Here is a 12,689-nt window from a genome sequence, read left to right as displayed (position 1 = left end):
GAGATTTGATGGTTTCATTGATTTGGCAAACGCGGCCGCTAGGAGAATTCTGCAATGAAAAAATTTCGGCAGCTGATCTGGATGTTGGTCGCGACCAGCGCTCTGGTCATTTCGACCTCGCAGAGCCAGGCGCAGCTGCGCCAGCCGGATGTCGGCGATCAGCCGGGACTGCTTCCCGACGAATCCGTCGAACTCGATCCGCAGTTCAGGAAGACCGCGGTGCTCTATCGCACCAACGAGGCGCCGGGCACCATCATCGTCGTCACCGCCGAGCGCCATCTCTATCTGATCCAGGGCGGCGGCCGCGCGCTGCGTTACGGCATCGGCGTCGGCCGCGAAGGATTCCAGTGGCAGGGGCTCGTCAACATCACCCGCAAGGCGGAATGGCCGGACTGGACGCCGCCGCCGGAGATGATCGCGCGCCAGCCCTATCTGCCGCGCTTCATGGCCGGTGGCCCCGGCAATCCGCTCGGCGCCCGCGCGATGTACTTGGGCACCACCGTCTACCGCATTCACGGCACCAATCGTCCCGACACGATCGGCACCGCCGTTTCCTCCGGCTGTTTCCGGCTGGTCAACGCCGACGTCACCGATCTCTATGAGCGCGTGCCTGTCGGCACCAAGGTGATCATCCGTCAGAAGCCTGAGCTTTAGTCCCCGCCGCTGTCTCTTCAGCGCTCCATTCCAACATATTGGCGAGTTAAAAATGCTACGGACATTTCGAGGCGGCCTGCTCATCGGGCTGGCTGTCGCGGCTGCGGTTGCGGCTGCCGCGATCACCTATGAGCGGTACGATACCAAGACCTTGAAGCGCACCATCCGCCGCGGCGAGGTGCTGTGCGGCGTCAACAAGGGCTTGCCCGGCTTCTCGATCCCCGACGACAAGGGCGACTGGACCGGGTTCGACGTCGATTTCTGCCGCGCGGTGGCTGCCGCGATCTTCGACGATCCGAAGAAGGCGAAGTTCGTGCCGCTGGACGCCAGCGAACGCTTCAAGGAGCTGCAGAGCCGCAAGGTCGACATCCTCTCCCGCAACTCGACCTGGAGCATGTCGCGCGAAACCAATTATGACCTCTATTTCCCGGCCGTCGCCTATTATGACGGCCAGGGCTTCATGGTGCCGCGCTCGCGCAACATCGATTCCGCGCTCGACCTCAACAACAGCAAGGTTTGCGTGCAGGAGGGGACGACGACGGCGCTCAACGCGGCCGACCATTTCCGCGCCAACAACATGAAATATACGGAAGTGAAGCTTCCCAAGCTGGAAGACGTTCTCAAGGCCTATGAAGGCGGCAAGTGCGACACCTTCAGCGCCGACGTCTCCCAGCTTTACGCACTGCGGCTGAACCTGATCCAGCCGAGCGACCATGTCATCCTGCCCGACGTCATCTCCAAGGAGCCGCTCGCCCCCGTGGTGCGCCAGCGCGACGACGACTGGATGATGATCGTGAAGTGGACACTTTACGCGATGATCAATGCCGAGGAGCTCGGCGTCTCCTCGAAGAACATCGACGAAGCCTTGAAGTCGAAGAAGCCGGACGTCATGCGCCTGGTCGGCACCGAAGGCACCTATGGCGAAGACCTCGGCTTGCCGAAGGACTGGGCTGCGCGCGTTATCCGCCATGTCGGCAATTATGGCGAGATCTACGAGCGCAATGTCGGCGAAGGATCGAAGCTGAAGATCCCGCGCGGGCTGAATTCGCTGTGGAGCAACGGCGGGATCCAGTACGCGCCGCCGATACGGTAACGCGCGACGCCGGCGCCACACAAAGACCGTCGTCACCCGCGCAGGCGGGTGACCCAGTATCCCAGAGACGTTAGTGATTCAGCCGATAGGCCGCGGCGTACTGGATCACCCGCCTGCGCGGGTGATGACATCGGTGTGTGAGGCGCGCTTCGTGCGCCTCAGGAACAATCAATAACTCTTCATCCGCGCCAACTGCTCGGCGTGGTAATTGCTATCCCCGAACAACTCCTGACACACCCGCGCGCGCTTCATGAAGAAGCCGATGTCGAACTGGTCGGTCATGCCCATGCCGCCGTGCATCTGCACGCCTTCCTGCACCGCGCGCGTCGCCGTGGTGCCGGCGCGTGCTTTCGCAACGGCGATCGCGGCGCCGGCCTGATCGAGATCGGCGTCGAGCGCCTGTAGCGCCTTCAACACCGCAGCGCGCGTAATCTCGATATCGACATAGAGTTCGGCGGCGCGGTGCTGCAGCGCCTGGAATTCGCCGATCAGCTTGCCGAACTGCTTGCGCTCCTTGAGGTAGGTGACGGTGCGGCCGAATACCTCTTCGGAGAGGCCCACCATTTCGGAGGCCACGGCTCCGCGGCCGATATTGAGCAGGCCGTCCAGCAGCTGAAAACCCTGATCGACCTCGCCGAGCACCTGGTCGGCATTGACCTCGACATGATCGAACGCGATGCGCGCCGCGTTGTGCGCATCGACCATCACGGTGCGTTCGATCGCAACGCCCTTGGCCTTGGGATCGACCAGAAACAGCGTCAACCCGTTGCGCTCGCCGGGCGCGCCGCCGGTGCGGCCGGCGACGATCAGGAGATCGGCGGTGTGGCCGTCGACCACCAGCGCCTTGGCGCCGCTCAGCCTAAAGCCGTTGCCGGCGCGAAGCGCCTGCAGGCTGGTCTGCAGCGGGCGATGCTTTGTTCCCTCATCGACCGCGAGCGCGGCGAGCAGCGAGCCGTCGGCAATCTTCGGCAGATGCGCCGATTTCTGCGCCTCGCTGCCGCCGCGCAAAAGCGCTGACGTTGCCAGCACCGCGGTCGAGAGAAACGGCGACGGCATCAAGGTGCGGCCGATTTCTTCCATCACTACGCCGGCCTCGACATAGCCAAGCCCGCTGCCGCCAAAATTCTCCGGCACCAGGAGACCCGAAAAACCCATCTCGGCGAACGCCTTCCAGAGGTCGCGGGAGAATCCCGTCTCATCCTTACTGTCGCGTAGGTGCCGGAGATGCGACACCGGCGCCTTGTCGTTGATGAGGCCGCGCGCACTGTCGCGCAACATGGATTGTTCTTCGGTGAGGACGAGGGGCATTGGTAATTCCGTCAAAATAATCTTCGATTGATTTCGATCTTGATCCTCATGGTGAGGAGGCGCCTTGGCGCCGTCTCGAACCATGAGGCCGACATCGGGGCCTCATCCTTCGAGACGCGCTTCGCGCTCCTCAGGATGAGGAACTATTACTCACGCCCCCGGCAGATCGAGGATGCGCTTGGCGACGATGCCGAGCATCACCTCTGACGTGCCGCCTTCGATCGAGTTGGCCTTGGTGCGCAGCCAGGCGCGCGGGCGGGCGCCGCCGCGCGAGCGCTCGCTTTCCCATTCCAGCGCATCGATGCCGCCGGCTGACATCAGGATTTCATGGCGGCGCTTGTTGAGCTCGGTGCCGTAATATTTCATCGCTGAGGAGAACGCCGGATGCGACTGCCCGGCCTTGGCGAGATCGATCGCGCGCTCGGCCACCGCCGCGAACGCCGCCTCGTCGATGTCGAACTGAGCGATCTGGCTGCGCAGCATGGCATCGTCGAGCCGGCCGGCATCATCGCTGCCGAGCGAGTCGGCCGCGACCTGACCGAGCGGACGGCCGATGCCGCGCTCTCCGGTGCCCGAGATCATCGCGCGTTCATGTTGCAGCAGATATTTGGCGACATCCCAGCCGCGGTTGACGGTGCCGACCACATGCGACTTCGGCACGCGCACATTGTCGAAGAAGGTTTCGCAGAATGGCGAATAGCCCGAGATCAAAAGGATCGGCTTGGTCGAGACGCCCTTGGAAGCCATGTCGAACAGGATGAAGCTGATGCCGTCGTGCTTCTTTGCCGTGGGATCGGTGCGCACCAGACAGAAGATCCAGTCGGCGTAGTTCGCATATGACGTCCAGATCTTCTGGCCGTTGATAATGTAATCGTCGCCGTCGCTTTCGGCGCGGGTCTGCAGCGAAGCGAGGTCCGATCCGGCGTTCGGCTCGGAATAGCCCTGGCACCAGCGGATCAGGCCGGCGGCGATTTTCGGCAGATGCTCTTTCTTCTGCGCCTCGTTGCCGTATTTGAGCAGCGCCGGCCCGAGCATCCAGATGCCGAAGCTCGACAGCGGTGACCGCGCGCCCATCGCCGTCATCTCCTCGCGCAGCACCTTGTGCTCGGCGCGATCGAGTCCCCCGCCGCCATATTCCTTCGGCCAGTCCGGCACGGTCCAGCCCTTGTCGCGCATCCGCTCGAACCAGACGCGCTGCGGCTCGGACGAGAATTTTGCGTTACGCCCGCCCCAATAGGTATCGTTCTCCGAGGTCATCGGACGGCGCATCTCCGGCGGGCAATTGGCCTCCAGCCAGGCTCGGGTTTCACGGCGGAATGTTTCCAGATCGGACATGTCAGGCGTTTCCATGTGGGATGTTTGGCGACGACCTTAGCCCTCGGCGCGCGGAATTCAATATATGTCTGACGTCAGGCCATGCCGCTGGTACAGTGGTCATGATACCCGATCGGGTGCGCAAAAGCCGGAACGATTGAAAAACAAGAGGAAACGGGCATGCGGCTGAAGCTACTTTCGCCTGGCGAAATGAATACCGACCAGAAAGAAATCTACGACGAGGCGATTGCGGGAAAACGCGGCGCGCCGCCGGCGCCGATGATGGCCTGGCTCAACAGCCCTGACATGGCGCGGCACGCGACGCGGCTCGGCGAGCAGCTCCGCTTCAACACGATCTTTCCGGCAAAACTTTCCGAGATCGCGATCCTCGTCACCGCGCGGCACTGGACCTCGCATTACGAGTGGTTCGCCCACAAGCGCCTGGCGCTGAAAGGCGGCATGGACCCGAAGATCATCGAGGACATAAGGGATCGGCGCACGCCTGTATTCGACGATCCGAAGGGCCGGATGATCTACGACCTCGCAAAATCGCTGCATGAGGGCAAAGGTGTGTCGCAGGGTCTGTATGATGAGGCGGTGAAGCTGCTCACCGAGCGCGGCGTGGTCGAGGTGATCGGGCTGTGCGGCTATTACACGATGGTGTCGATGACGCTGAACACGTTCGAGTTTGGATTGCCGGAGGGCGAAATTTCCGACTTGGCATGACCTCTCCTCTCCCTCTCCCCGTTCTTCACGGGGAGAGGGTTGGGGTGAGGGGCTCCCTCCGCGAATCGTGACCTAACGATAGACCTGTACCCCCTCACCCGGACTTTCCGCTTCGCGTAAAGTCCGACCTCTCCCCGCAAGCGGGGCGAGGTTTAGGAATCGCGAGTGGAGATGCCATGCCCCCACATCCTCCCATCATCCCCGGCACCCGGATCGGGCACGTCCACCTCAAAGTCGCCGATCTCGAACGCGCGCTCGGTTTCTATTGCGGTGTGCTCGGCTTTGAGGTGATGCAGCGGATGGGCACCAGTGCGGCATTCATTTCGGCCGGCGGCTATCACCATCACATCGGCCTCAACACCTGGGAAAGCAAAGGCGGCCATCCGCCTCCATCAGGCACGACCGGGCTATTTCACACCGCCATTCTCTACCCCACCCGCCCGGCGCTGGCGGATGCGCTGTTTCGCGTGATCGAGGCCGGCATCGAGCTCGACGGCGCCAGCGATCACGGCGTCAGCGAGGCGCTATACTTGCGCGATCCCGACCAGAACGGCGTCGAGCTCTACCGCGACCGGCCGAAGGAAGAATGGCCACGCGCGGCGGACGGCTCGCTTGCGATGTTTACCAAGCGGCTCGATCTGGAGGATCTGCTGCGGGCGCGGGAGGCCTAACTCTCCACCGCCTTCATTGCTTTCTCCGCCGTCATTGCGGGGAGCAAAGCGACGAAGCAATCCATCCATCCGTTATGCCGCACGATGGATTGCTTCGCTACGCTCGCAATGACAGGGCTCTGCCGCGGATCATAATTAACACCGCCGCCGTCAATTCGACTGCAATACAGCCATAGAACGGCAGCGTGTAGCCGCCCGAAAAATCGCGCAGCAGGCCGACAACGCCTGGACCAAACGCGTAAGTGATCTGGTTGATCGCCGTGATCAAGCTCACCAGCACGCCGAACGACCGCGGATCGAACTCGCGCTGCACGATCAGCGCCGGCAGCGTAATCAGGTTGCCGACCGAGAAACCGAACAGCGCGCAGGCGGCGATCAGAATGTAGTCGTTGTGCACATTGATCACGATCAGCAGCGCGACCGCCTGGCTGACAAAGGAAAGCGAGGACGCCAGGCGCTGGTTCATGCGGTCGATCACGAAGGAGAAAAGCACGCGGCCGACCACCGCCATCGCCGTCAGCAGCGCCATGGCAAGGGCGGCCCGCTCGCGGCCGATCACCGGGTCCAGGAATGCGATCAGGTGCACGATGAAGCCGACCTGCGCGAACAGCACCAGCGCGAACGCCGAGGACACCGAGAGAAAGCCGATATCGCGAAACGCCCGCGCGCGGATTTGCTGCGGCGACGGCGCGTCCGCGGCGTCGACCGCGCCGAGATCAGCAAGAACCGGCGGCCGGCCGACAAACAGGAAGATCACCGGCACCATCAGCACGACCATCGCCACCGCGGACGCCGTCATCGCGCCCTCGAACCCGAAATGGCCGATCGCCGCGATCAACAGCGGCGTGCCGACGATGCCGCCAAAGCTTGCGCCGTTCAGCGCCAGGCTGATCGCCATGCCGCGCTTGCTGTCGAACCAGAGGCCGAGCGTGTTGGTGATAATGCCAAGGCTGGTGCCCGCCCAGCCGAACGCCAGCACGGCGTTGGCGAGATAGAGCTGCCAGGGCTCGCGCACCTGGCCGATCGCAACGGCGGCGGCGGCCATCGCGAACGTGCCCGCGATCAGACAATTGCGCGGGCCGAATGCGCGGATGGCTTCGCTGACGAAGGCGACCAGCGCCGCGCCGAACAGGTAGAAGAAGGTGGTGCCGGACGAGATCAGCGATGCCGGCCAACCGTGGAGCCGCTGCAGCTCGGCGACATAGACGCTCTGGCCATAGAAGCCGAGCCCCCAGCCGAACGTCGCCAGCAGGAAGCAGACCGCGACGATGCGCCAGCCATCGTAGCGGATCGAGGTTTCGTCGATCGAATGGTAATTACGAGCGTCCAAAAAGATATCTCTTCGCTTCTGTTTCGTCAGTCCGCGCTTGTCCGGGCACATGTCGTAACAGCCAACAAAGCTACAAGGGCGATCAGTTCGATGTGCGCCGAATTGTCAGCAGGTGGCAGCAGCTTTGTTTGAGCATGATCTCCGCGCAAACGCGTCCGCGTTTGTCGCGAGGGAAAACCGCTTCACACTTTTCCGGATCATGCTCTAGGCCGCCGGCTTCGACGGATCGTAGAAGAAACGCTCGCGCCAGACCTTGTCGCCGCGCCATTCCTGCAGCGCGACCTCGTCGAAGCGGCCGGTCTTGCCGGAATGAAACACGAAGTCGAAAATCCAATGAATCGCGACGTGGTCGCCCTCGACGATCGAGGTCACGCAGGTCGAGGTCACGCGCTGGACACGCTCCAGCACCGCGCGCTCATGCGCCACCAGCACGTCGCGGCCGACCCGCGGCGGCGCCGCGTTCTCCTGCATGCTGGCATCCTCGGTGTAGAAACGCTCGATCGCGCCGGCATGATCGCCGGAGACGACGGCAGCGATGAACTCATCAAGACGGGCGCGCGACGGCATGAGGCCTCCATCGATTGACTTGAACGACAGGTACTGAATTAGATGCCCGGATCTGGAATTTGGTCAACCGCGCGCAATTTCGCCCGCCGCTTGGCGAACGACGCGAACGACAACACCGCGAGACCGAGCAGCACCGGCGGGAACACCACCATGTTGACCATCGACCAGCCGTAATGCGCCAGCAACTGGCCGGACGAGAACGAGCCCACCGCCATCATCCCGAACACCAGGAAATCGTTGAAGGCCTGCACCTTGTTGCGTTCCTGCGGCCGGTGCGTCTCCAGCACCAGCGCGGACGCGCCGATGAAGGCAAAGTTCCAGCCGACCCCGAGCACGAACAGCGTCGCCCAGAAATGCATCACGGTGATGCCGGAAAGGCCGATGCTTGCGGCGGCGGCCTCCAACATGAGGCCGAGCGCGACGATCGTTGGCGCGCCGAAGCGCGCGATCAGCGATCCCGTGAAGAAGCTCGGCCCGTACATCGCCACGATGTGCCATTGAATGCCGAAATTGGAATCGCTGACGGTCAGCCCGCACATCTTCATGGCGAGCGGCGCCGAAGTCATCACGAGGTTCATCATCGGATAGGCGATCACCCCGCACAGGGCGGCGGCGATGAAGCGCGGCTGCCGCGCGATCTCGAATAGCGGCCGCCCGCCATGCATGTCCGACGGTGCGGGTTTGGGCGCATCGACACCCGACAGCACCGCCATCGCCACCAGCGCGACGAACGCCTGCACCACGAAGCTGAACGCAAACAGATAGGGCGGCCAGATGTCCATAGTCCACTGCACGAGCTGCGGACCGAGCACGCCGGCGAACACGCCGCCGGCCATCACCCATGACAGCGCCTTCGGGCGGAACGCTGCGCTGGCGCCATCGGCCGCGGCAAACCGGTAGGACTGTGCGACCGCGCCATAGAGGCCGCCGAGGAACGTCGCACCACAGAACAGCCAGAACGAAGCGTAGAGCACGGCCAGGGCGGCGAGCACGCCGGTCAGCACGCCGCAGAACGTGCCGATCATGAACGCGATGCGGCGGCCATAGGCGCGCGAGATCGCGCCGGTCGGCAACGTGCCGGCGGCCAGGCCCAGCACATACATCGAGAGCGGCACGGTCGCGAGCGAGATGTTTGGGGCCAGCGTCGCGCCGACGATCGAGCCGGTGGCGAAAATGACCGCCGAGTTGGCGCCGGTCAGCGCCTGCGCCGCGGCAAGCCGCAGCACGTTGGCCCGCGCGCGTGCGTCATTGGCGATCTCTTCGGTGGCAGTCGTATCCAACATCAGCTTCCCGCCCGGCCGGCCCCGGGGGGAGCCTCATCGATCGATTTGCCGGCACTATGAAGACGCTAGTCGGTGCAATCAACCGGCGCAAACGGGCGCGCGCTATGCGCTCCCGTCACGCTCGATGGAATTGTTGACCTAAGACCCGGCCGATCGCGCGAAAACCAGGATCATGTTGTTGGCGGGCATCGGCACGGCTTCGACCAGCGCAAGGCCCGCGCCGGCAGCAAGCTTCTCGAGATCGGCGATGTCGCGCACGCCCCATTCGGCATCCTGCTCGCGCAGGCTGGTGTCGAACACGGCATTGCTCATCGCGGTGTGCTTGCCGTCGCGTTTGAACGGGCCATAGAGAAACAGGCGCCCATCGGCGCCGAGATAACGGCCGGCGCCGGCGAACAGCCCCTCGGCCACCCGCCAGGACGCGATGTGAATCACGTTGGCGCAGAACACGGCAAGCAGCTTGGCGGGTCCGCTGCCGTCATGCATCGCCGGGCACCAGGCGGGATCGGAAAGATCGATGCGCAGCGGCGGACGGATATTCGGCAGCGCCGTATAGGCGCGCCACGCCTCGATGCTTTTGAGGTGGTTTTCGTTGAGATCGCTCGGCCACCAGGTGATGTCAGGCGCATGCTTGGCAAAATGAACCACATGCTGGCCGGTGCCGCTGCCGGCCTCGACGACGTCACCGGACTTGCCGGCGAGAAATGTCTGCAGCACTGACCAGATCGGCGCATGGTTGCGATGAAACGCCGCCGCATCGAGCCGCCCGTCGGGCTCGACCGGCCGGCCATCCTTGCCGAATTCCACGACATATTCGGCCATTGTCCGCCTCGCCTGAAATTCCTTGCGTATTCAAAACACCGAAGAGGTCACTTCAGTTCACCGCAATAAATCTCTTTCAGCACCTGCAACAAGCGCAATGCGCGCGTATCCGCCACCCGGTAATGCAGTGTCTGCGAGGTTCGGCGGAATTCGACCAGGCCATCGGCGCGCAGTTTCGCCAGATGCTGCGACAAGGCCGACTGGCTCAGCTTCGCTACGCCGACAAGTTCGCCGACCGTCATCTCGCCGCGAACGGCGAGAAAGCACAGGACCAGCAAACGCTTCTCGTTGGCGAGCATTTTCAGGAGTTGCGCAGCCTCGCCCGCCTGCTTCGCCAACTTTTTCAGCGCCGCCGCATCGTCGGCGCCGGGGGCCGGTTGCGGCTTTTTGGCTGCCGCGGCGACTGCTCTCATGGCGTAAGATCCGGGATGGTTTTCCGTGCCTGCGAAGCACGCCCGACACTCTAGCGCTCCGGCGGTTCTTTAGCATTGACTAAATTAGCAAATGTGGATACCGCTTCGAAAAAGCAATAAATGATGCGGCGAATTGGCCGCAAGGAGAAGGAACGTGCGCTACAGATCGCCAAGCAGCAACGTTGTTCTCCCTGAAACCGCCGGTTCGCCTGCGCGGATCGGCCGGCGCGGCCTTCTTGGCCTCGGCGCGGCCCTGACCGGCAGCCTCGCCCTCGGCGGCAAATCCGCCATCGCCCAGCCTTCGCAGCCATCTCCGCCCGCGGACGCGCCGTGGTCGCAATCGATTGGCGCGGGCGTGGTCGACCGGCCCTACGGACGGCCTGCGGATACCGAAGCCTCCGTCATCCGCCGCAACGTGCCCTGGCTCACCGCCAGCGCGGAATCCTCAGTGAGCTTTTCGCCGCTGCAGGACCTGCACGGCATCATCACGCCAAACGGGCTGTTCTTCGAGCGCCACCATGCCGGGCGGCCCGATGTCGATCCGGCGCAGCACAAATTGATGATCCATGGCCTCGTCGAGCGGCCGCTGCTGCTGACGATGAAGGACGTCCTGCGCTTCCCACAGACCTCGCGCATTCACTTCATCGAATGCCCGGCCAATGGCGGCATGAACTGGCGCGCCGCGCAGATGAACTCGCTGCAGTTCAGCCACGGCATGGTCAGTTGCGCCGAATGGACCGGCGTAAAACTGTCGACGCTGCTGGAGGAAGTGGGCGTCAAGAAAGAGGCGAAGTGGGCGATGGTCGAAGGCGCCGACGGCGCGCATATGAACCGCAGCATCCCGCTCGACAAATGCCTGGACGATTGCCTCATCGTCTATGCGCAGAACGGCGAGGCGCTGCGGCCCGAACAGGGCTATCCGCTGCGGCTGGTGGTGCCGGGCTGGGAAGGCAACGTCAACATCAAGTGGCTGCGCCGGATCAAGCTCGGCGAAAAGCCGTGGCACAGCCGCGAGGAAACCTCGAAATACACCGACCTGATGCCGGACGGCACCTCGCGCGGCTTCACCTGGCTAATGGACGCCAAATCGGTCGTCACCTTTCCCTGCCCGGAAAAGCCGCTCGACGGCCCCGGCGTCTATGAGATCAGGGGCCTTGCCTGGACCGGCAGCGGCAAGGTGAAACGCGTCGACGTCTCCACCGATGGCGGCGTCAACTGGCAGAGTGCGCGGCTGCATGAGCCGGTGCTATCGAAGGCGCTGACGAAATTCACGCTGCCCTGGCGCTGGGACGGCCGCCCGGCGCTGGTCGCCTCCCGCGTGGTCGACGAGACTGATTACGTGCAGCCGACGATTGCAGAGCTGCGCAAGCAGCGCGGCTCGAACTCGGTCTACCACAACAATTCGATCCAGACCTGGCAGGTCAAGCCGGACGGAAGCGTGTTCAATGTTCAGCTCGCGTAAGATTACCCTGCCGGCCCTCGCCTTCCTGCTGGCCGCTGGAAGTCTCGCCGGGGCGGCCGAACCAGGCGCGTTCGGTTACGGAACAGCGGCAACGCCAGCGCAGATCGCCGGATGGGATATCGACGTGCGCGGCGAGGACGGCGCCGGCCTGCCGCCGGGCAAGGGCACGGTCGACCGCGGCGCCGACGTCTATGCCGAGCAATGCGCCGCCTGCCATGGAACCTTTGGCGAAGGCGAAGGCCGGTTTCCCAAGCTGGTCGGCGGCGTCGGATCGCTCCGGGACGAGCGTCCGGAGCCGACGGTCGGCAGCTACTGGCCGTTTGCCCCGACCCTATGGGACTATATTAACCGCGCCATGCCGATGCCCGCGCCGCACACATTGTCAGCGGATGACGTTTATGCTTTGACCGCCTATATTCTGAACCTGAATGACCTCGTTCCCCATGAATTTGTTGCCGATCGCAACAGTCTGCCGAAAGTCAAAATGCGCAATCGCGACAGCTTCATCTGGACCGACCCGCGCCCCGATACCGCGGCCAAGCCCTGCATGAGCGCCTGCACAAACGCCGCCGACGTCAAGATTTCGTCGACCGCGGAGGGCAGAAACCTGACGCCGCGCACCACCGGGCCGCTGGATACGATGCAACCAAAATAGAAATGACGGAAACGCCTGTGATCGCTCCATTGAAGACGAAATCCGTGAGGTTCCCGGCCTTCGCGCTGGCTCTGGCGATCGGCACTGTCGCTTTTACCGGCCTTGCGCACGCACAATCCACGGTGGATGAAGGTCGCAAGCTCGCCTTCGACCGCAGCAAAGGCAATTGCCTGACCTGTCACGTCATCAAGGGCGGCGACCTACCGGGCACGATCGGACCCGAGCTGGTGGACATCAAGAGCAAATACCCCAAGCGCGAGGATCTCGTCACCATTCTCCACGACGAAACCCGCCGCAATCCGCTGACCGTGATGCCTCCGTTCGGGCGCAACCGAATCCTGACTGAAAAGGAAATCAACGCGGTGGTTGATTTCCTGCAGACCCTTTGAAC

Annotated in this window: 14 protein-coding genes; 7 read left to right on the top strand and 7 right to left on the bottom strand. The window is 63.4% G+C overall.

Annotated elements, in window-relative coordinates; genetic code table 11:
- Positions 1–54: 54 nt before the first annotated feature.
- Together QA643_RS02985 and QA643_RS02980 are read left to right on the top strand one after the other, a co-directional pair.
- On the top strand, positions 55–654 hold the full coding sequence (locus tag QA643_RS02985) for a L,D-transpeptidase (RefSeq protein ID WP_283031729.1): 600 nt from the start codon (positions 55–57) through the stop codon (positions 652–654).
- Positions 655–706: 52 nt separating this feature from the next.
- Positions 707–1,747, top strand: a complete 1,041-nt coding sequence (locus QA643_RS02980; protein ID WP_283031728.1) for an amino acid ABC transporter substrate-binding protein — start codon at positions 707–709, stop codon at positions 1,745–1,747.
- Between the two features lie 168 nt (positions 1,748–1,915).
- Here the strand turns inward: QA643_RS02980 and QA643_RS02975 are convergent, their stop codons facing one another.
- Together QA643_RS02975 and QA643_RS02970 are read right to left on the bottom strand one after the other, a co-directional pair.
- Positions 1,916–3,055 (bottom strand): acyl-CoA dehydrogenase family protein, encoded by a 1,140-nt coding sequence (locus tag QA643_RS02975; protein WP_283031727.1) that lies wholly within the window; start codon positions 3,053–3,055, stop codon positions 1,916–1,918.
- A 150-nt stretch (positions 3,056–3,205) separates the two neighbouring features.
- On the bottom strand, positions 3,206–4,390 hold the full coding sequence (locus QA643_RS02970) for an acyl-CoA dehydrogenase family protein (RefSeq protein WP_283031726.1): 1,185 nt from the start codon (positions 4,388–4,390) through the stop codon (positions 3,206–3,208).
- 159 nt (positions 4,391–4,549) lie between these two features.
- Between QA643_RS02970 and QA643_RS02965 the strand changes: the two genes are divergently transcribed.
- Complete coding sequence (locus QA643_RS02965) at positions 4,550–5,095, top strand: carboxymuconolactone decarboxylase family protein (RefSeq protein ID WP_283031725.1); 546 nt, start codon at positions 4,550–4,552, stop codon at positions 5,093–5,095.
- Positions 5,096–5,271: 176 nt separating this feature from the next.
- Positions 5,272–5,766: a VOC family protein gene (locus QA643_RS02960; RefSeq protein ID WP_283031724.1), complete on the top strand. Its 495-nt coding sequence runs from the start codon at positions 5,272–5,274 to the stop codon at positions 5,764–5,766.
- A 97-nt stretch (positions 5,767–5,863) separates the two neighbouring features.
- Here QA643_RS02960 and QA643_RS02955 read toward each other — a convergent pair whose 3' ends face one another.
- From QA643_RS02955 to QA643_RS02935, 5 genes are all read right to left on the bottom strand, one after another.
- Positions 5,864–7,096 carry an MFS transporter gene (locus tag QA643_RS02955; RefSeq protein ID WP_283031723.1) on the bottom strand — a complete coding sequence of 411 codons (1,233 nt, stop codon included), beginning with the start codon at positions 7,094–7,096 and terminating at the stop codon, positions 5,864–5,866.
- A gap of 204 nt (positions 7,097–7,300) precedes the next feature.
- Complete coding sequence (locus QA643_RS02950; protein WP_283031722.1) at positions 7,301–7,663, bottom strand: nuclear transport factor 2 family protein; 363 nt, start codon at positions 7,661–7,663, stop codon at positions 7,301–7,303.
- A gap of 38 nt (positions 7,664–7,701) precedes the next feature.
- On the bottom strand, positions 7,702–8,946 hold the full coding sequence (locus QA643_RS02945; RefSeq protein WP_283031721.1) for an MFS transporter: 1,245 nt from the start codon (positions 8,944–8,946) through the stop codon (positions 7,702–7,704).
- A 138-nt stretch (positions 8,947–9,084) separates the two neighbouring features.
- A complete protein-coding gene (locus QA643_RS02940; RefSeq protein ID WP_283031720.1) occupies positions 9,085–9,768 on the bottom strand; it encodes a DUF938 domain-containing protein in 684 nt (227 codons plus the stop codon).
- Positions 9,769–9,815: 47 nt separating this feature from the next.
- A complete protein-coding gene (locus QA643_RS02935; RefSeq protein ID WP_283031719.1) occupies positions 9,816–10,181 on the bottom strand; it encodes a metalloregulator ArsR/SmtB family transcription factor in 366 nt (121 codons plus the stop codon).
- Between the two features lie 253 nt (positions 10,182–10,434).
- Here QA643_RS02935 and soxC point away from each other — a divergent pair, with 253 nt between their 5' ends.
- The 3 genes from soxC to soxX are packed head-to-tail and all read left to right on the top strand — an operon-like array spanning position 10,435 to position 12,687.
- The gene (soxC, locus tag QA643_RS02930; protein ID WP_283034689.1) at positions 10,435–11,643 is read left to right on the top strand and encodes a sulfite dehydrogenase; all 1,209 of its coding nucleotides are present in this window, start codon (positions 10,435–10,437) and stop codon (positions 11,641–11,643) included.
- Positions 11,627–12,298 (top strand): cytochrome c, encoded by a 672-nt coding sequence (locus QA643_RS02925; RefSeq protein ID WP_283031718.1) that lies wholly within the window; start codon positions 11,627–11,629, stop codon positions 12,296–12,298. Before soxC ends, QA643_RS02925 begins: the two co-directional genes overlap by 17 nt.
- Before the next feature lie 44 nt (positions 12,299–12,342).
- Positions 12,343–12,687, top strand: a complete 345-nt coding sequence (gene soxX / locus QA643_RS02920; RefSeq protein WP_283034688.1) for a sulfur oxidation c-type cytochrome SoxX — start codon at positions 12,343–12,345, stop codon at positions 12,685–12,687.
- The last annotated feature ends 2 nt before the right edge of the window (positions 12,688–12,689 follow it).

The sequence above is a fragment of the Bradyrhizobium sp. CB3481 genome (assembly GCF_029714305.1).
Classification (GTDB): domain Bacteria; phylum Pseudomonadota; class Alphaproteobacteria; order Rhizobiales; family Xanthobacteraceae; genus Bradyrhizobium.
Note: the sequence above shows the minus strand (reverse complement) of the source record. Positions and strands in the feature narration are given on the sequence as shown.

Coding starts and splice junctions, on each gene's coding strand:
- QA643_RS02985 (WP_283031729.1), top strand. CDS start 55: ATGAAAAAATTTCGGCAGCTGATCTGGATGTTGGTCGCGACCAGCGCT.
- QA643_RS02980 (WP_283031728.1), top strand. CDS start 707: ATGCTACGGACATTTCGAGGCGGCCTGCTCATCGGGCTGGCTGTCGCG.
- QA643_RS02975 (WP_283031727.1), bottom strand. CDS start 3,055: ATGCCCCTCGTCCTCACCGAAGAACAATCCATGTTGCGCGACAGTGCG.
- QA643_RS02970 (WP_283031726.1), bottom strand. CDS start 4,390: ATGTCCGATCTGGAAACATTCCGCCGTGAAACCCGAGCCTGGCTGGAG.
- QA643_RS02965 (WP_283031725.1), top strand. CDS start 4,550: ATGCGGCTGAAGCTACTTTCGCCTGGCGAAATGAATACCGACCAGAAA.
- QA643_RS02960 (WP_283031724.1), top strand. CDS start 5,272: ATGCCCCCACATCCTCCCATCATCCCCGGCACCCGGATCGGGCACGTC.
- QA643_RS02950 (WP_283031722.1), bottom strand. CDS start 7,663: ATGCCGTCGCGCGCCCGTCTTGATGAGTTCATCGCTGCCGTCGTCTCC.
- QA643_RS02945 (WP_283031721.1), bottom strand. CDS start 8,946: ATGTTGGATACGACTGCCACCGAAGAGATCGCCAATGACGCACGCGCG.
- QA643_RS02940 (WP_283031720.1), bottom strand. CDS start 9,768: ATGGCCGAATATGTCGTGGAATTCGGCAAGGATGGCCGGCCGGTCGAG.
- QA643_RS02935 (WP_283031719.1), bottom strand. CDS start 10,181: ATGAGAGCAGTCGCCGCGGCAGCCAAAAAGCCGCAACCGGCCCCCGGC.
- QA643_RS02925 (WP_283031718.1), top strand. CDS start 11,627: ATGTTCAGCTCGCGTAAGATTACCCTGCCGGCCCTCGCCTTCCTGCTG.